This is a genomic window from Cardiobacterium sp., from assembly GCF_057314735.1.
In genome coordinates, this window is sequence record NZ_DBHKZK010000046.1 from 18,981 (window position 1) to 37,565 (window position 18,585).

Annotated in this window: 13 protein-coding genes; 1 reads left to right on the forward strand and 12 read right to left on the reverse strand. The window is 64.0% G+C overall.

What is annotated here, in order from left to right; translation table 11 throughout:
- Positions 1-56: 56 nt before the first annotated feature.
- Together ACO54Z_RS05430 and ACO54Z_RS05435 are read right to left on the reverse strand one after the other, a co-directional pair.
- Positions 57-797 (reverse strand): acid phosphatase, encoded by a 741-nt coding sequence (locus tag ACO54Z_RS05430; RefSeq protein WP_485996100.1) that lies wholly within the window; start codon positions 795-797, stop codon positions 57-59.
- Between the two features lie 133 nt (positions 798-930).
- Entirely contained in the window at positions 931-2,529 is a 1,599-nt protein-coding gene (locus ACO54Z_RS05435) for a S41 family peptidase (protein WP_485996101.1), read from the reverse strand.
- A 108-nt stretch (positions 2,530-2,637) separates the two neighbouring features.
- Here ACO54Z_RS05435 and carA point away from each other — a divergent pair, with 108 nt between their 5' ends.
- Complete coding sequence (gene carA / locus ACO54Z_RS05440; protein WP_485996102.1) at positions 2,638-3,765, forward strand: glutamine-hydrolyzing carbamoyl-phosphate synthase small subunit; 1,128 nt, start codon at positions 2,638-2,640, stop codon at positions 3,763-3,765.
- A 93-nt stretch (positions 3,766-3,858) separates the two neighbouring features.
- Here the strand turns inward: carA and ggt are convergent, their stop codons facing one another.
- The 10 genes from ggt to ACO54Z_RS05490 all read right to left on the reverse strand — a co-directional run bounded on the left by ggt (position 3,859) and on the right by ACO54Z_RS05490 (position 18,156).
- The gene (ggt, locus tag ACO54Z_RS05445; protein ID WP_485996103.1) at positions 3,859-5,619 is read right to left on the reverse strand and encodes a gamma-glutamyltransferase; all 1,761 of its coding nucleotides are present in this window, start codon (positions 5,617-5,619) and stop codon (positions 3,859-3,861) included.
- Positions 5,620-5,709: 90 nt separating this feature from the next.
- Positions 5,710-7,095 carry a DUF697 domain-containing protein gene (locus ACO54Z_RS05450; protein ID WP_485996104.1) on the reverse strand — a complete coding sequence of 462 codons (1,386 nt, stop codon included), beginning with the start codon at positions 7,093-7,095 and terminating at the stop codon, positions 5,710-5,712.
- Positions 7,022-8,530, reverse strand: coding sequence for a GTPase (locus tag ACO54Z_RS05455; protein ID WP_485996105.1), 1,509 nt, complete (start codon positions 8,528-8,530; stop codon positions 7,022-7,024). The genes ACO54Z_RS05450 and ACO54Z_RS05455 overlap by 74 nt, the downstream gene beginning before the upstream one ends.
- Positions 8,527-8,922 (reverse strand): acyl-CoA thioesterase, encoded by a 396-nt coding sequence (locus ACO54Z_RS05460; protein ID WP_485996106.1) that lies wholly within the window; start codon positions 8,920-8,922, stop codon positions 8,527-8,529. The genes ACO54Z_RS05455 and ACO54Z_RS05460 overlap by 4 nt, the downstream gene beginning before the upstream one ends.
- Positions 8,923-9,942: 1,020 nt before the next feature.
- Positions 9,943-10,599 carry a tRNA (adenosine(37)-N6)-threonylcarbamoyltransferase complex dimerization subunit type 1 TsaB gene (tsaB, locus tag ACO54Z_RS05465; protein ID WP_485996107.1) on the reverse strand — a complete coding sequence of 219 codons (657 nt, stop codon included), beginning with the start codon at positions 10,597-10,599 and terminating at the stop codon, positions 9,943-9,945.
- On the reverse strand, positions 10,596-12,584 hold the full coding sequence (yoaA, locus tag ACO54Z_RS05470) for a DNA repair helicase YoaA (protein ID WP_485996108.1): 1,989 nt from the start codon (positions 12,582-12,584) through the stop codon (positions 10,596-10,598). The genes tsaB and yoaA overlap by 4 nt, the downstream gene beginning before the upstream one ends.
- A gap of 1 nt (position 12,585) precedes the next feature.
- Positions 12,586-13,572, reverse strand: a complete 987-nt coding sequence (locus tag ACO54Z_RS05475) for a tetratricopeptide repeat protein (RefSeq protein ID WP_485996109.1) — start codon at positions 13,570-13,572, stop codon at positions 12,586-12,588.
- 318 nt (positions 13,573-13,890) lie between these two features.
- On the reverse strand, positions 13,891-15,069 hold the full coding sequence (locus ACO54Z_RS05480) for an efflux RND transporter periplasmic adaptor subunit (protein ID WP_485996110.1): 1,179 nt from the start codon (positions 15,067-15,069) through the stop codon (positions 13,891-13,893).
- A gap of 2 nt (positions 15,070-15,071) precedes the next feature.
- The gene (locus tag ACO54Z_RS05485) at positions 15,072-17,432 is read right to left on the reverse strand and encodes an ABC transporter permease (protein ID WP_485996111.1); all 2,361 of its coding nucleotides are present in this window, start codon (positions 17,430-17,432) and stop codon (positions 15,072-15,074) included.
- 1 nt (position 17,433) lies between these two features.
- A complete protein-coding gene (locus tag ACO54Z_RS05490; protein WP_485996112.1) occupies positions 17,434-18,156 on the reverse strand; it encodes an ABC transporter ATP-binding protein in 723 nt (240 codons plus the stop codon).
- Positions 18,157-18,585: the final 429 nt, after the last annotated feature.

Here is an 18,585-nt window from a genome sequence, read left to right on the forward strand (position 1 = left end):
ACCCGTTGTTAATAACCATGAAAAAAGCGCCCTGCAGGGCGCTTTTTGATGTTGCATTATTTTTTTTGTAAATGCTTGAATTCTTCTTTTGCCTTCGCCAATTGCTCGATGAACGCCGGTTTAGTGTGCAGGGTGGCAACCACGCTGCTGGCGACCAGCCGTCCGGCATCAACATCACTTTGCCAGTGGTAGCCGCAAATCACCCGGCTTTGTCCCATCTCGTAGCCGCGCTCGAAGATTTCCTGCTGTCGTGCCGGGTTGATTTCGGCGAGCACCAGCGCGGTTGCCCAGCCAATCGCGGTGTGGCCGGAAGGATATGAGCCGTTCTTCGAGAGTTTTTCTTCGTCGTCCGGGCGGCAGGTGTGCTCATTGAAGAAGGCGAAGGGACGAATGCGCATATAGTGTTTTTTCGCGCCGCGCGTCGCCAGTTCACCCGCGTCTTCGCGGAAATTGCGCACCAGTTTGTTGATTTCCGGCGTGTCTTTTTCGTTGATGCTGACGCCGAAGGCTTCGGAGAAGGCCTGCGGTACGCCGTCGCCGCTGACGTGGGCATCGTTGTAGGCGAGTTCACCGCGCGGGGTGTTGCGCAGTTGCTTGCCTTTGTCGTATTGCGCACGGTCGTTCAAGAAGGCGATGCTGTCCATCGCGGGCGGCGGTGGCAACAGTTTGAGGCTGTCGGCGACTTCGTCAATAGTCATGTAATAGACGTCCGGCCGTGTGGTGACGTCGCCTTCGGCGGCGTGGGCGGTGAAGGCGAGTGAGGAAAGCAACAGGGTTGCGAGTAGTGTTTTTTTCATGAGTTTTTCCTGAATCGGGAAAAGAAAATGTGGGCGGCAACAGTGGTCGGTTGTCGTCCGTGCCGCAGGCGTGAAGCCTGTCGGTATTGTAACGCGGATGAAATGGAAACGCCCCGTAGCGGGGCGTTTGCGCCTATTTTGCTGGTTTGATGCCGGGCGGAACGTTGGCGTTGGCCTTGTCGCGCTCGCTTTTCGGCGGCAGGATGTTTTTCGGCAGCGATACGGCAGGCGTCGTCGTCGCCGGTTTGTTGGTGGCGGGTTTGGCGTTTGTTGGGGTGGCCGCCTTGTCGTTTTTCTCCGGTGCGGTTTTGGTTGCAGCGGCTTCTTTGGCTTCTTTTTCGGTGGTGATGGTGGTCGGCGGCGGCGCGGCTTCCGTGTTGGCAGGGGTGTCCGACAGTTGGGTTTCCGGGGCGATGCTTGCCTGGAGGATGGCCATGGTTTTCAGGATGTTGAGCGCTTCGTAGAGGGCGAAGTCCTGTTTGGCAAGATCGGTCGCCTGCGGGCTGGGTGCGTTGGTCGTGCTTTGGCCTGCCGGGTTGGCGAGGTGGTTCGGCAGCGCGCTTTCGCGTTCGTTGATGGCGTTGGTTTCGTCCTGCTGCACGTGCAGCGGGGTGAGCAGTACTTGCGGCACGATGCCTTTCGCCTGGATGGAGTTGCCCGATGGGGTGTAGTACTGCGCGGTGGTGAGTTTGACCGCGCCGCCGTGATACAGCGGGATGACGGTCTGCACGCTGCCTTTGCCGAAGGTCGGCTGGCCGACGATGACGGCACGGTGCTGGTCTTGCAGGGCGCCGGCGACGATTTCCGCGCCCGATGCCGAGCCTTCATCGACGAGGACGACGATGGGCAGACCGGAGAGGATGTCGCCGTCGCTGGCGATGTATTGTTCTTCCTGGTCGGGGTCGCGGCCGCGCACGTAGAGTATCGGGCCGCTGTTCAGGAACAGGTCGGCGGTGGCCACCGCGCTGTCGAGGTAGCCGCCGGGGTTGTTGCGCAGGTCGATGACCGCGCCGCGCAGGGTGTGTTTGACGCGCAGCGCGGCGATTTCTTTTTCCAGTGCGTCGGTGGTGTCGTCCTGGAACTGGCTGATGCGCAGGTAGGCGTATTCGTCGCCGAGCATGCGCGAGCTGACACTACTGGTGGCGATGATTTCGCGCAGCAGGTTGTATTCGGTGATGCCGTCGCCGCGCTGGATGATGAGCTTCACTTCTGTCCCAGCTTCGCCTTCGAGCAGGCGCGCGGTTTCGCCAAGGGTGAGGTCGGAGACGTTCTGGCCGTTGACCTGGGCGATGATGTCGCCGCTCTGGATACCGGCGCGGGCGGCGGGCGAGCCTTCGATGGCGGAGACGACGCGCATCGAGCCGGCCTTGATGTCAAGCACGACGCCGATGCCGGCGTACTGACCGTCCGCCTGCTGTTCAAATTCCTGGTATTCCTTTTCGTTCATGTAGGCGGAGTGCGGGTCAAGGCGGCCGAGCATTCCGCGAATGGCTTTTTCCATCAGCGCTTCGTTATTGACCGGCTCGACGTAGTTGCTTTTCACCGTGTCGAAGACATCAACGAAGGTTTTGAGCGCCTCGAAGGGGATATCGTCGCTCGCGCTTTCGTTTTCGAGCGAGGTCAGGGTGAGGTCAATGCTGGCCGGGGGATTGGCGGGCGGTTTGGCGGTTTGCGCGTAAAGGGTCAGGGCGGAGATGAGGGCGACGGCGAGCGGGAGCGAGCGGTATTTCATGAATCTTCCAGTGGGGCTTGATTGGCGCATAAGAATATCGCCAAAGCCGTCTTCTTGCCACTTTGCGGCTTATAATGCGCGCGATTCAGCACCCTTCGGAGCACATTCATGCAACACGCCATCCTCGCTTTGGCCGACGGCAGCGTCTTCCGCGGACGCGCCATCGGTGCCGACGGCAGCCGCTGCGGCGAACTCGTCTTCAATACCGCCATGACCGGCTATCAGGAAATCCTCACCGACCCGTCCTATACCGGGCAAATCGTCACCCTTACCTACCCGCATATCGGCAACACCGGGGTGAACGCGCTGGACGTCGAATCTGGCGCGTTGCAGGCGGCGGGGCTGGTGGTGCGTGACGCGCCCGCCACTTACAGCTCCTGGCGCGCCAGCGGCTCGCTTTCTGATTACCTGCGCGCACACGGCATCATCGGCATTGCAGACGTTGATACCCGCGAAATCACCCGCCGCCTGCGCACCCACGGCGCGCAAAACGCCTGCCTGATGGCGGGCGAGATTGACGAAACTGCCGCCATCGCCGCCGCCCGCGCCCATCCCTCCATGAGCGGGCAAGACCTCGCCAGCGGCATCGGCGTTAAAACCACGCAGGCGTGGGCAGAAAGCGTGTGGGACGCCGCCCGCGACCGTTACCCCGAAAAAAGCGACGGCGACTTTCACGTCGTCGCCTACGACTACGGCATCAAGGCGAACATCCTGCGCCTGCTCGTCGCCAGCGGCTGCCGTGTCACCCTCGTCCCGGCGGCAACCACGGCGGAAGCAGCGCTGGCGCTCAACCCGGACGGCATCTTCCTCTCCAACGGCCCCGGCGACCCCGAACCGATGACCGGTGCGATTGCCACCATCCGCGACTTCATCGCGCGCCAAATCCCGGTGTTCGGCATCTGTCTCGGCCACCAACTGCTTGGCCTCGCCTGCGGCGCGAAAACCGTGAAAATGAAATTCGGCCACCACGGCGCCAACCACCCGGTGCAAGACCTCGCCACGGGGCGCGTCATGATTACCTCGCAAAACCACGGCTTTGCCGTTGATGAAGCGACGCTGCCGGACAACGTCCGCGCCACGCACCGCTCGCTCTTTGACGGCTCGCTGCAAGGGCTTGCCTTCACCGACCGCCCCGTTTTCGCCTTCCAGGGACACCCGGAAGCCAGCCCCGGCCCGCACGACGCTGAAATCCTCTTTGCCCAGTTTGTGGGTGCGATGCGGGAACGGCGGGTATAACACCCTCATCATTCACCAATCTATAAGAGCCGTCGCCGTCATTAAAAGAAAACCGCCCCGGAGGGCGGTTTTCTTTTGCGTGCAAGACAGGTGTCAGTAGCCCACCGTCGCCGCATCTTCGATGCGCGGGTCGGAAGCGCCGTAGAGGCCTTCCGGCGTGACCATGATCGACTGGGTTGAGCCCATCGCCGATTTGCGTTCGACTTTGTGTCCCATGTTTTCCAGCAGGCGGACGGTGTCGGCGTTCAGCGCGTGCTCAACGCGGATTTCGTCTGGCGTCCACTGGTCGTGGATGCGCGGCGCGTGCGTCGCTTCGGCGATGTTCATGTCGTGGTCGATGACGTTGCTGATGATTTGCAGCACGGTGGTGATGATGCGGCTGCCGCCGGGGCTGCCGGTGACGAGGAAGGGTTTGCCGTCCTTGAAGACGATGGTCGGGCTCATTGAGGAGAGTGGCCGTTTGCCCGCCTCCACCGCGTTGGCGTCGCCGCCGATGAGGCCGTAGCCGTTCGGCACACCCGGTTTGGCGGAGAAGTCATCCATTTCGTTGTTGAGCAGGATGCCGGTGCCTTCGGCGACCAGCCCGGTGCCGTAGCTGAAGTTCAGGGTATAGGTGTTCGCCACCGCGTTGCCGTCTTTATCGACCACGGAGTAGTGCGTGGTCTGGTCGCTTTCGTACGGCAGCGGGTCGCTGTGGCGGATTTCTGCACCGGGGCGCGCTTTGTCGGGGTCAATTTTGGCGCGCAAGCTGTCGGCGTATTTTTGGCTGGTGAGGCCTTTGACCGGGATTTTGATGAAGTCCGGGTCGCCGAGGTATTCGGCACGGTCGGCGTAGGCAAGCTGCATCGCTTCTGCCATGAGGTGGATGGTTTTGGCGGTATTGGCGCCGCTCGCGTGCAGGTCGTAGCCTTCGAGGATGTTGAGGATTTGGATGATGTGGATGCCACCGGAGGAGGGCGGCGGCATGGAGACGATTTCATAGCCGCGGTAATCGCCGCGCACCGGCTCGCGTTTGACGCTGTGGTAGTCGCGCAGGTCTTCGGCGGTCATGGTGCCGCCCGCGCCTTTGATGGCGGCGATGATTTTGTCGGCGGTCTCGCCCTGGTAGAAGCCGTCGCGGCCTTGTGCGGCGATGCGGCGTAGCGAGGCGGCGAGCTCAGGCTGTTTCAGGGTTTCGCCGGGTTGCAGCGCGCGCCCGTCTGCGTGGTAGAAGATTTTGGCGGTGCTCGGCCATTTGGTCATCCGTTCGGCGAGTCCTTGCAGCGAGTTGGAGAGGCCGGGGGTGACGGTAAAGCCTTCTTCGGCGAGGCGGATGGCAGGTGCGAGGACTTGTTCGCGCGTCATCGTGCCGTGTTCGGCAAGCGCCAGCAGCAGGCCGTCCACCGTGCCGGGGACGCCAACGGCGAGGCCGTGGTAACGCGAGCGTTCTTCGTCGGCGTTGCCGTTTTCGTCGAGATACATATCGCGGAAGGCGGCTTTTGGCGCTTTTTCGCGGTAGTCGATGGCGATGGTTTCGTTTTTCTTGGCGTCGTGGATGAGCATGAAGCCGCCGCCGCCGATGTTGCCCGCGCGCGGCAGGGTGACGGCTAGGGCGAAGCCAACCGCGACGGCGGCATCCACGGCATTGCCGCCCTGTTGCAGGATGTCGCGGCCAATGGCGGAGGCGAGCGCTTCTTGCGAGGCGACCATGCCGTTTTTCGCCCATACCGGGTGTTCGATGGCGTTTTCGGCGTAGATGGCTTCTTGGACTTGGGGCGGTGCGGCAGGCGCAGCGGCGGGTTGCAGGGCAAAGGTTTGTAGCGAGAGGGCAATGGCGGCGGCAAGGGCGGCGTGTTGCAGGAGGCGGGTTTGCATGGGTTTTCCTCGTGGGTTGCGCGGGGGATTCCGCGCCGGGCAGGGTAACGCGGTGCGGGCAGGGCAGGCAAGGGCGGTTTGTCCGCCGCGTTATTTTTTGCCGAGGTATTGCGCGATGGAGCTTTTTGCTTCCTGGATGAGTTTGTCTTTGTCCAAATCACGCAGGATTTCTTCGATGACGGGTTTGGCGCCGCCCGCGCCCCAGCTTGCGCCTTGCGCGAAGTAGCGTTCCGCCGCCTTGCCGATGACGTAGCTGCCGTAGTAGGCCACACCTCCCTGCGCCCCTGCGGTGAGTACGGTGGAGAGTCCGGCGGTCAGGCCTTTCAGGAGCGAGGAGAGTGCCTGGATGCCATAGACGGTGCCCATGAGGTAGCCGGTTTGCAGGGCGATGGTGCGCACGAGTTCGCCTGCCTGGTGGCGGGTGATGTCGATGCCATAGGTGCGCGAGAGGTGGACGATCATGGTCGCGTCCGCCGCGAGCGCCAGCAGGTCCACCGCCGGGATGGGGTTGATGGCGACGCCGACGGCTTTGATGAGCGCGTAGTGGCGGATGATGTTTTCCGCGAGGTGTTGGCGCGCGGCGACGATTTCTTGGCCGACGCGCTCGGAGAGTTTGCCGGCAAAGACGCTGGCGTTGAGCGCGGCATAGCTTTTACCATCGGCTTCGAGCAGTTGCCACAGCACGGCTTTGAGCGCGTCCACGTCGGGTTCGGGCTGGATGGTTTGTTCGTGTTCGCGCCCGTCGGCGCCGGTGGTGATTTGCAGGTAGTTGTCGGGGCGGGCGCTGGCGGCGACGATGCGTTCCGGCGGGATGATGCCCGCGACGCGGCGCTGGTGGTGGGCGAGGAGTTTGTCGCGGTCGGCGGCGGTCAGGCGGTCGGCTTTGTTGTGGACGAGGATGAGCGGCTGGGTTTTTTCGTGTAATTGGATGAGCGCCTGGTATTCGTCGCGGGTCATGTCGCTGTCCACCACGAACAGCACCGCGTCGGCCTGGCGGGCGACGTGGGCGGCGAGTTCGGCACGGCTTTGGCCGCCGACTTCGTCGATGCCGGGGGTGTCAATGAGGTAGATGCCGCCGCTGTCGATGGTTTGCCACAGGGTGTGTTCGCTGTGGCGGGTTTTGCCGTGCAGGACGCTGGTGGCGAAGATTTCTTTGCCGGCAAGGGCGTTCAAGAGCGCGGATTTGCCGACGCTGACGCGGCCGTAGGCGGCGACGTGGACGTGGCCTTGTTCGAGTTTGTCGAGCAGGCGCTGGAGTTGGCGGTAGTCTTCGCCGAGGCGCGCTTTGGCGTCATCCGGCAGGCGTTTGTCGTCAAGCAGGGCGGCAACGCTGTCGCGCGCTTTTTTTAGGTGCGCTTCGGCTTTGCCGGCGCGGCGGGCGGCGACGGCTTTTTGGTGCGCTTCAGCTTTGGCGGTTTTTTTCGCGGCTGCCGAGGGCGAGCCGGACGAGGCTTTGCGCCCGCGTTTCGAGGTCATGGCGGAGTTGTTCCTCAAAGTTTTGCATGATGTTCTGGGTGTTGAGTGTGTCCCGGCTGCTGTGTTCGAGTGCTTGCAGGGTGGCGCGGCCGAGGCTTTCGAAGATGAGGCCGTAGGCGACGGCGTGCGAGGCGCCGCCGATGACGGTGCCGACGCCGGGGAAGGCTTTGCAGACGTTGCCGGCGAGCGCGAGGATGACGGTGAGGTGGGTTTTGACTTTGCTGCTCGCCGCTTCGACCAGGGTTTGCAGGTCGATGTCGCGTGTGGGGACGTCGTAGAGTTTGGTGAGGTGTTTCAACATGTCCATGCCGAGGTAGCCCTGGATGAGGACGTCGGTTCCGGGGCCGACGGCGGCGACGCCGCCAAGCATGGCTTTGCGCGCGTAGCTTTTCACCATCGCTTCGCCGCGTTCGCGGCGGTAGTGGTTGAGCCGCTGCGTCAGGGTTTCGTCGGCGAGGCTGATGAGCGCGTCGCGGTTGCGCGCGGTGAGGGTGCCGCGCGCGGCGGTCATTTGCGCGAGTTTTTGTAATAGTGCGCTGATGTTGCCCGGCACTTCGCGCGCCTCCCAGAGGGCGGTGCCGTCCGGCTGTTGGCGGCGCACCGGTTGGCGGTAGGCGCTGGCGGCGGTGATGAAGGCGATGTCTTCCGGCAGGCGGGCGCGGATGCGGGTTTTCAGTTCGTCCAGTTCGGCGGCGTTATAGAGGTTGGTTTTGTTGAGGATGACCAGCATCGGTTTTTCAAAGGCGTGCAGGCGGAGGATGGAGATCATGTCGCTTTCGGTGAGGTCCTGGTCGATGACGTAGGCGACGATGTGCACGCGGCGCGCGGCGGTCATCACGTCCTGGTCGAGGGTGCCGTCCGCGCCCGCCTGGTGCGTGCCGGGCATATCGAGCAGGGTGAGCGACAGGCCGCGCGCGTTTTCGTAGTGGTAGCGCTCGATGGTGGTGGTGCTGCCGCCGATGATGGAGGTGTCGATAGTCGCGTGCGGCAGCATGGTCTGGATGAGCGAGCTTTTGCCGGTGCTGATTTTGCCGAAGAAGGCGAGTTCCAGCTCTTGCGGCTCGGTGGCGATGGCGTCGATTTCGGCGTCAATGGCGCTGGTGTCCAGCCCTTGCGCGCGGGCGGCGGCGGCGCGCGCCTGCAATTCTTCGAGGCTTAAGCGTTTGCGCTCTGGCGCGGCGGCTTTGCCCCGGCGGCGGTTGCGCCCCACCGTCCAGATTTTCCAGATGAGGATGAGGCCAGCGGCGGCAATCAGGCTGATGACGATGAGGTAGAAAACGAGGAAGCCGGGCGGGGTGTGTTGCAACCTGTCCCAGACACGGAAGGCGATGTCGGTGAACTGGAAGATGAGGAGGAGGACGACCAGCACGATGAGCACGGTCAGCAGGATGATGGCCTTGCGGATGAGCGAGACGCTGTTGGGGTTTTGGGTCATGCGGTTTCTCCGAGGGCGGCGGCAAAGGCGGGCGGCAGCGCGATGATTTTGTGCGCGTGGTAGTCAAAGGCGACCATTTCGGTCGCGGCTTCGGCGATAAGGGTCTCGCCACGGCAGACGCGGTAATGCAGGGTGAAGGCGGTGCGGCGCAAGTCGCCCGCGTGCATGGCGATGTCGAGCGCGTCGCCAAGGAAGGCTTCGGCGCGGTAGTCGCAGGTGAGGTGGCGCATGATGAGGCCTGCGCCGAAGCAGTTGGTTTCTTCGGCGCCGAGCGCGTGCAGCCAGTTGAGCCGCGCCTGGTGCAGCAGGGTGATGAGGCGGTCGTGGCCGAGATGGCCGCCGTAGTTGATGTCGCCAATGCGGACGGTGAGACGGGTGGTGATGGGGGTCATGGGTTGTTTGGGATGTGTCTTGGTGCAGCGTTGCAGGAGGGTTTTTTATGGATATGGGTTTCGGTGGCAGGCGAACGTGGAGGGGGGATCATTCGGCATTGGCTGCGAAATCATGCGCGCTACCCCCTCCCCAACCCTCCCCCGGGCCCCACGCAAAATGCGAATGCATTTTGCGTGGGAACCCGCCCGCTGCGGACGCTGGCGCGTCCTGCAAGGGAGGGGGCAGAGCGGTGGCAATTGATGAGTATGGATGATGGGCGATTTTGTATTTGTCGCTTTGCGGGGTGCTGGCTGCCCCCACCCCGTCCCTCCCCCACGGGGGGGGGTAGAGCGGTGGGGATTCGGGTGATAGTTGCCGGATTGCAAGAGGACAACTTCGCATCGGTGGCAGAAGCGAGGACGCTACCCCCTCCCCAACCCTTCCCCGCTGCGGACGCTGGCGCGTCCTGCAAGGGAGGGGGCAGAACGGTGGGGATTCGGGCGGTGGTTGATAAATTTGGCGGGAGGTGGTGCGTCGGTACACACTCTGTACCGGGGTGTTTTACATACACCTGAGCGCTCAGGGTGTATGTAAATGGTTTTGCAGGTTGTCGATTGGCCAGCGAGGTATGCGGGCAAACCCCACCCCCAGCCCCTCCCCCACAGGGGGAGGGGGGTAGAGCGGTGGCAGTTGGTGAGTATGGATGATGGGCGATTTTGTATTTGTCGCTTTGCGGGGTGCTGGCTGCCATCACCCCGTCCCTCCCCCACGGGGGAGGGGGCAGAACGGTGGGGGTTCGGGCGGCGGTTGGCGGATTGGGATAGTGGCGGTGCGCCGGTGCGCTTCCTGTGTTTTTGATGAGAGCGGCAGAAGTGCCGGTTGCCACCAAACGGCTCCCTCCCCCTGTGGGGGAGGGTTGGGGTGGGGTTATTGGATGCAAGCGCGGTGCTGGTGGGATGGTGCCTAATGCGGCAAAGTCATTTACATACACCTGAGCGCTCAAGGTGTATGTAAACGGCAGGACGCTGTTCATGGCGGGTTCAGGCCTGCACCACGTCGTTGCGCAGGTAGTGCAGTTCGATGCCTTGTAGCGGCGGTTGCCAGTCGGCGGTTTCCAGCAGGCTGAAGGCGTCGATGGCTTCGGGGATGTAGGCGTCTTCGGCGAGGTTTGCGTCTTGCGGGAAGCGCTCGGCGTACACGGTACCCGCGCCTGCGACCAGTGCGCCGTTGTACCAGTCGGTGGGGATGGCTTCCGGTGCGCAGACGCGGTCTGCGCCGACGCATTCGCCGTTCTCATATAGTCCGGCATAGACTTCGCCCATGCGCGCGTCCATCACCGCGAGGATTTTGCCCGCGCCGCTGTGGCGGCGGACGGTGGCGGCGAGCAGGGCGAGCGAGGAGACGGGCAGGATTGGCACGTCCCAGGCGGCGGCCAGTCCCATCGCCACTGCCGCGCCGACGCGCAGACCGGTGAATGCGCCCGGCCCGGCGCTAATGATGATGCCTTCTACCGCGTTTTTGTCGATGCCGCCTTTTTGTAGCAGTTTGTCCAGCAGCGGCAGGATTTCGCGCGTGTGTTTTTGTGCTTCGAGTTCGTAGGTTTGCAGGGTGTTGCCGCCTGCGAGCAGGGCGACGGAGCAGGCGGGGCCGGAGGTGTCGAGGGCGATCAGGGTGCTGTGTTTGTTGGGTAGTGTCATGGTTTGGTTGGGTTTTCGTGGTAGGCGAAGAAGCGGTCGATGACTTCTATTTTACGGGTTTTGCTCATGGGCGGCAGGCTGTTGAGGAAGGTCTGGCCGTAGTTTTTTTGGGTGAGGCGCGGGTCGGCGAGTACCAGCACGCCGTAGTCGCCCGTGTCGCGGATGAGGCGGCCTACGCCCTGTTTGAGGGTGATGATGGCTTGCGGCAGGGTGTCGTGGATGAAGGGCGACAGGCCTTTGTCGGTGAGCAGGCGGTGGCGGGCGCGGGTGACGGGGTCGTTCGGCGCGGCGAAGGGCAGTTTGTCGATGACGACGCAGACGAGGCGGTCGCCGCGCACGTCCACGCCTTCCCAAAAGCTGGAGGTGGCGAGCAGGACGGCGCGGTCGTGGCGGCGGAAGTCGGCGAGCAGCGCGTTTTTGCCCGCCCGCCCCTGGACGAGCAGGTGGTAGTCCGTGTCGCGCAGGGCGCGTTCGGCGGCGTGCAGCGCCTTGTAGCTGGTGAAGAGCAGGAAGGCGCGCCCCCGGCTGCGCGCCAGCACCGGCAGGATGGCGGCGATGAGCGCATCGTTGTAGGCGGCATCGTTCGGGTCGGGCAGGCCGGGCGGGTGGTAGAGCAGCGCCTGGTGGCGGAAGTCAAACGGGCTTTGGAGCTGGATGCTGCGGTATTCGGAGAGGCCGAGTTCGCGGCTGTAGTGGTCGAAGCTGCCGTTGACGGCGAGGGTTGCCGAGAGGAATGACCAACTGGCGTTGCTGTTCGCAATCCAGGTGGCGAAGCGCCCGGCGGCGTTGACCGGGACGGAGCAGAGGCTGTAGTGGCGCGGGCCGACGTCAAGCCAGATGGCGCGCGGTGCGGGCGGTTTGGCTTCGGTTTCGTCGTCTGCGTCGGTTGGCTCCGGGGCGGCGGGGGTGGCGTTTTGGTCTTCGGCGAGGAAGGCGGCGATGAGTTTCTGTAAGTCCTGGCAACGGCTGTCGAGGTGGGCGAGCAGTTTGCCGCGCGTTTTTTGCGGCGCGAGTTGGGTGTGCAGCAGTTCAAACAGCGTCGCCAATGTTTGCAGCTCTGTCCAGAAGTCGCGGTTGGCAAAGAGTTGGGCTTCGTCCAGCCGGGTTTCTTGCGGCTGGCGCACGGCGAGCAGGATTTTGCTGTGTTGCAGTTTGATGTCGCGCAGGGTTTCGCGCAGATCAAGCGCGTCCGGCGCTTCGGTCAGTGCGGCGTGTTCGCCGTCGTTGATGAAGGCGAGCAGTTGCCGCGCGGAGAGGTGGTCGCCGAGGAAGTGGATGGCGGTCAGCGGCAGGTGATGCGCTTCATCGATGATGAATGCCTGGATGTCCGGCAGGATTTCGGCAAAGCCTTCGCTTTTCAGGGCGAAGTCGGCCAGCAGCAGGTGGTGGTTGATGACGGTGACGTCCGCTTCTTTGGCTTTTTGCCGCGCTTTTTGCACATAGCATTCTTCGTAGAAGGCGCAGTCGCGACCGAGGCAGTTTTCGGCGGTGGAGGTGATGCGGGCGATGACCGGCGCGTCTTCGGGGACGTCGCGCAGGGCGACGAGGTCGCCGTCGGCGGTGGTGTCAAAGAAGTGTTCGATGGCGCGCCGCCACGCTTTTTCTTCGCGGGTGTGCGGTTCGCTGTCGAGGTATTGGTGGTAGTGGTGGTGGCAGAGGTAGTTGCGCCGCCCTTTGAGCAGGGCAACGCGCGCCGGGGAGGCCAGCACTTTGCGCACCAGCGGCAGGTCTTTGGTAAAAATCTGCTCTTGCAGGTTGCGGGTGGCGGTCGAGACCAGCCCTTTTTTGCCGCTGGCGAGCAGCGGCAGCAGGTAGGCGAAGGTTTTGCCGGTACCGGTGCCCGCTTCTGCCAACAAAATGCCGTCGTCCGACAGGTTGTCGGCGACGGCTTCGGCCAGTTCCTGTTGTCCGGGTCGCGGCTGGTAGCCGCTGACGGCGGCGGAGAGCGCGCCATCCGCGGCGAACAGGGTTTTGATGTCGGCCAAGTCAGTAGGAGGCGGCTTTGGTCGCGGCCTGTACCGCGCCCTGGCTGTCGCCCAGTTTGTTGCGCGAGTTGGAGATGAGCGACCAGGATTTTTTCAGCATCGCGTTGCTGCCGCCGGTCTGCACGGCGCGGCTTGCCATGCTTTCGGCTTCTTTGTAGCGCCCCTGGTGGTAGCGGATGTTGGCGATGTCGTAGAGGATTTTGCTGTTTTTCGGGTCAAGCCGCTGCGCGTTTTCCAGATACGCGGCGGCACCGTCCAAATCGCCCTTGCCGAGCGAGCCGGAGGCTTTTTTCAGCAGCGCGGAGACGGCGGTTTCGCCTTCGGCTTTCGGCGCGGCGGCAGCAGCGGGTTCGGGGGTGTTGCTGGCAACGCGGGTTTCAACCGGCGGCGGCACGGCGGCGGGCTCACTGCCCGCGTTCGGGCGCAAGGCCTGGCGTTTGTTGTTGTTCGCGGCGGCGGCAGGGTCGGCCACGGCGACTTTCGGCGCTTCTTTGACGGCATCACGGATGGCGGCGGCGCCAGGCTGGTTCGGGTTCGGCGCGGGCGTAACCTTCGGCTGGTCGGCAGGCGCGCCCCAGCCGGGTGCGGCGGCGGGTGCCTTGGCAATGGTCGGCGCGGCAGGCTGGTAGGGGCTGGCAGCCTGCACCTGGGTTTGCTGGACGGGCGGGGGCACGTTGGCGGCGACGGGCGCGTTTACCGGCGCCTGTCCCGTTTGCGGACGCATCGGCTGGCCGTTGTTGAAGCCGTAACCATTGCCCGCATTGACCGGCGGCGGCACGGGCTGACCATTGCCGGCGTATCCGCCGTTGAAGTTGAAGCCGCCCTGTTGCGGCGGCGGTTGCATATTGCCCTGGCCACCGAAATCAACCGGCTGGCCATAAGGCACGTTGCGGTCAACCACGCGCGCGTTTTCGCTGCCATAGATCATGCCGCCGCAGCCGCTGAGCAGGAGCGATGCGAAGACGGCGCCCAACCATGTGTGTTTCATGTCCGTAACCTCTGGGAGTGTTGGTAAATGTGAAAAAGGGTGTGGAGAAGGTGCGCATTTTACAGGGATTTCCTGGGGCGTGGCAGGGGTGGACGGCGGTGTAATGTTTGCCGGGGCGGGGTGGTTTGTGTCGTTTTGTATGCTATCGCTAACGCGGATGGTTTGCTGCCTCCCCCACAGGGGGAGGGAGCCGTTCCGCGGGTATCCGCAGCACGATTCTCGCGGCAAGCGTTGTTGTATGGCGATTCTCGCAAAGTTCTGTACAAGGCACGCCGCCGTACAGGGTTTTGTGAGGACGGCTGTAAATTCGCCATCCATTCACTCCGGCGGGGTTTGTACCCGGCTGCCGTCGTGGATGTTTTCGTCCGGTTGGAGGATGACGCGGTCGCTGTTGGTGAGGCCTTCTGTGATTTCGACGTCGGTCGCGGTGCGCAGGCCGGTTTGTACTGCTGTGTGGCGGGCGCGCGCGTCGTTGATGCGGTACACCGCCCAGCCGTCGCCGTCGCGGTAGAGCGCGCTTAGCGGGATGGTGAGCGCGCCGTTTTTTTCGGCAAGGATGAATTCGATATCGACGCGGTAGGCGTCGCCGAGGGTTTGCCATTGGGCGTGCGGGCTGGTGAGGTCGAGGATGACGCGGGTACGTTGTTCTTCTACGCCCAGCGCCGAGGTTTTGGTGAAGCCGCCCGGTTCGATGCGGCGCACGCGGGCGCTGAGGTCGTCGCCGCCCCAGTGGCGGATGCGCGCGCGGGTGCCGGGGGCGAGGCGCACGGCGTCGGCGGAGAGGATGTCGGCTTCGATTTCGAGTTGTGTCGGGTCGCCCATTTCCATCAGGAGTTCGCCCGCGGCGATGGGGGTGCGGCTTTGGTGTTGGCGTTTGGTGATGACGCCGGTAATGGGCGCGGTGACAGCGACGGCGGCGGCACCCGCTTCGTTATGGTTCGCCAGCAGGGCGCGCGCGGATTGTACGCGGGCGGCGGCGATTTTTTCTTCGGCTTGGGCGGCGGCAAGGTTGGCACTCGCGCTGTCGCGTTGGGCGCGCGCCTGGTCGAGTTGTTCGCGGCTTGCGGCCTGGGCTTTGACCAGCGGCACGAGGCGCTGGTGTTCTTTTTGCGCGAGGGTGTGTGCGCTTTTGGCGGCGGTGATGCGTTGGCGCGCGGCGTCCAGTGCGGCTTCGGCGCCGCGCAGGTCGGCTTCGGCTTGTTCGTGGCTGCGTGCATCCAGCGGGTTGGCGCTGGCGGGTTCGATTTCGGCCAGCGTTTGTCCGGCGCGCACGGTGTCGCCCGCTTGTAGGGTGATGCGGCGCAGGGTGCCGCTGACGGGCGCGTGGATGTGGTAGCGGTTTTTCAGGCGGGTGCGGCCTTCTTCGCTGTAGGTTTGTTGGAGGTCGTGCGGGCTGGCGGTGGCGCTGGCGATGAGGGTTTGTTCTTCGCGCAGGGCGAGGTAGGCCAGGTAGGCGACGGCGGCAGCGAGGGCGAGCCAGGTGAGGGTTTTGCGCATGGTTACTCCCTTGTTTTCAGGACTTCGATGAGGTCAAGGCGGCGCAGTTGGCGCGCGATGACGAGGGCGGAGAGGGCGGCGCTCGCGATCGTGGTCAGGGTGGCGATAGCGTAGGCGGCGGGGGCGATGATGACGGGCATGCGGTAGATGTCGTTTTGTAGTCCCATCGCGAGGCCGTAGATGAGGCTGTAGCCACAGGCGACGCCCAGCGGCAGGGAGGCGAGGACGAGGATATGCATTTCGCCGAGGAGGATGTAGCGCACTTCGCCGTGGCTGAAGCCGAGGACGCGCAGGCTGGCGAGTTCGCGGCTGCGTTCGGAGAGCGCCATGCGCATGGTGTTATAAACGACGCCGATGTTCACGATCATGCCCATGAAGACGGCGATGATGCTGAAGGTCCCGCCGACGCGGGCAATCATGTCGCGGAAGGCGGTGATGGCGCCACGGCGGGTGCTGGCGGCCATGATGCGCGGGCGGTCGTTGAGTTCGCGCTGGATGCGCGCTTCGGCGTCGCGGGCGGTGGTGAGCAGGGCGCCGTTGATGCGTTCGTCGCCGAGGAGGCGGTTCAGGGTGGGCAGGGTCATGTAGGCGCTGTTGCCGGAGAGGGCGTAAACGGTCTGTACTACCGGCACTTGCAGGGTTTTGCCGCGGCCGTCGAGGATTTCTACCCAGATGCGGTCGCCGACGCGCACGCCGAGCCAGTCGGCAAAGTAGTCGCCGAGGATGATGCCGCCGGGTTGCAGGGTTTGCGGGCGCAGGTCGGCGCGCATGAGGTGGCGCATGTGGCTGTGTTCGCCGATGCCTTCGAGGATGAGGCGCTTCTGCCGGTTGTCGTGGGCGACGCGCACCGCCACGCTGCGCTGGCCTTCGGCGGCACGCACGCCGCGCATGGCGGCGAGTTCGTAGAGGGCGCGCGGCGGCGCGTCTTCGATGAAGCTGACGCTGATGTCGTGCTGCTGCGCGAGGTAGTTTTCCACGCCGATCATGTAGTTGATTGAGCCGCGCTGGAAGTTGCCGACGACGACAATGCCGCCCGCCGCCGCCAGCGCGATGATGGCAAACAGCGCCTTGCCGGGGCGACGCTCCAGTTGGCGCCAAATCATGCGCGTCGGTTGGCTGAAATAGCGGGCGAGGCCGAGGCGCTCTAGCAGGGTACGGCGGAAGCGGTCGGGCGCGGGCGGGCGCATCGCTTGGGCGACGGGTTCGCGCGCGGCGATATAGACGGCGCGTCCGCTGCCGAGGAGCGCGGCGAGCAGGCTGACCACCGCGCCCACCGCAACGGTTTGCGGGTCGAGGCGGAATTGCAGATAGGGGAAGTGGAAGTTGATTTGATAAAGTGCGGCGAGGCGCTGCCCCAGCCACACGCCCGCCGCCGTGCCGAGAATAACGCCGACGAGGCAGATCAGGCTGACGATGAGGCCGTAATGCGCCGCCACCTGCGCCGTGCGGTAGCCAAAGGCCTTGAGAATGGCGACCTGGTCGCGCTGCATGCTAATCAGGCGCTTGAACACCATATTGAGGAGAAAGGCGGCGACGGCGAGGAAGATGGTCGGGAACATCCAGGTCAAGGTCGCCAGTTGGCGGAATTCCTCGTGCAACATGCGGTGCGACACCTGCTCCATGCGGTCGGTCGCGCCGGTGGTGCCGTAGCGGGCGAGGAGGCGGTCAATGGCGGCGATGACTGTCTGCGCATCCGCACCGGGGGCGAGGCGGAACGTCGCCTCGTTGAACGCGCCCTTCATATTAAGCGCAGCGGCAAGCGCCCGCTCCGGCAGCCACAGCACGGTGTAGCGCAAATCATCCGGGAACATCGCGCCGGGGCTGATGAGGTAAAGGTGTTCGGCGGAGGTCGCCGTGCCGACGATGGTGAAGCGCTGCTGTCGCCCGTAAATAATGGCTTGCAGCGTGTCGCCCGTTTGCAGGCCGTGCGCTTTGGCAAACGCCGTGCCGATGACGATTTCGCGCGTCGTCCCCGGCGCGGGCAGGCGGCCGCTTTGCAAAAACAGGCGGTTCTGCCGCGGCACGCCATCATCCGGCAGCGACTGCACCCGCGCCTCCGCCGGTTCGGCAAAACCGTCCAGCGACAACTTCGCGCCCGTCACCAGCCGCGCCTCCACCTCGGCAACGCCCGGAATCTCGGCGAGCCGCGCCAGCATGGTCTGCGGCACACGCTTCGCCTGCACCCAAACCTCCGAAAAGCGCGTCTCGCGATAAAACGCATCGCGCGTATCGCGCAGCGACAAGAGCGTCGCCTGCGCCATCACCAGCATGGCGATGCCGGAAGCAATCACCAGGGCAATGGCGAGCGCCTGGCCGCGCATCCGCCATAAATCACGCAGGGCTTTGCGGTGCAGGGCTTTCATCTCACCACTCCAGCTCACTGGCGGCAAGCGGGCGTTCGTTCACCGCCTCGCGCACGATTTGCCCGTCCTGCATCCACAACACCCGCTGCGCCATCTTCGCAATATCGGCGTTGTGAGTAATGATGACCGTGGTCGTCCCCATCTCGCGGTTGACGGTGGCGAGCGCTTCCAGCACCCGCACCCCGGTCGCAGAATCCAGCGCGCCGGTCGGCTCATCGCAGAGCATCACCACCGGCCGCTTGGCAATCGCGCGGGCAATCGCCACCCGCTGCTGTTCGCCGCCAGAAAGCTGCGCCGGAAAATGATCCAGCCGCCCCTCCAGCCCGACCAGCGCCAGCGCTTCGGCAGGCGGCAGCGGGTCAGGCGCGATTTCGGTGACAATCGCCACATTCTCGCGCGCGGTCAGGCTGGGAATCAGGTTGTAAAACTGGAAGACAAAGCCGACGTGTTCGCGGCGAAAGCGGGTCAGACGCGCATCATCGGCGTGGCTCAAATCCTCGCCGTGATACCAGACCTCGCCTGAAGACGGCGTATCCAGCCCGCCGAGGATATTGAGCAGCGTCGATTTGCCGCTGCCGGAGGGGCCGAGCATCACCACGAACTCGCCCTGATACAGCGCCAGGTCAATGCCGCGCAGCGCCCGCACTTCCACATCGCCCATGCGGTACACCTTGGTCAGCCCGCGCGCGCGGAAAATCACCTCGGCCGTCTTGCTTTCGGACATTGTGTACTCCTTCACAAAAACCGTGGCGGCATTATAGCCATTCATCAAAAGTTTCAGAATCTGTTCAAAATTTTGGGGAATCGCATTTTTCCGTGTGCTTGTGTAGGGAACTGAAAACCGGGAAAACAGCCAATATGCCCCCTCTCTCGCTGCGCGAGCTGTTCCAGTCCCTGTGGGACTGGGACAGCTCGCGCAGCGACAAGCATTGCTTGCGAAGCAAGAGAGAGGGGCTTATCCGCCGAATGGTAAACAACGCCAAACCCGCCATAGACGGCACCCGGCATGGTTGTGCGGCGGTGGGGCAAGCCCCACCCTACGCATGTTGAGACAGCTCGCGCAGCGACAAGCATTGTTTGCGAAGCAAGAGAGAGGGTTAAGGGCTGTTTACAATTTAGACCTCCCTCTCCCGCAGGGCGAAACCCGCAGCGG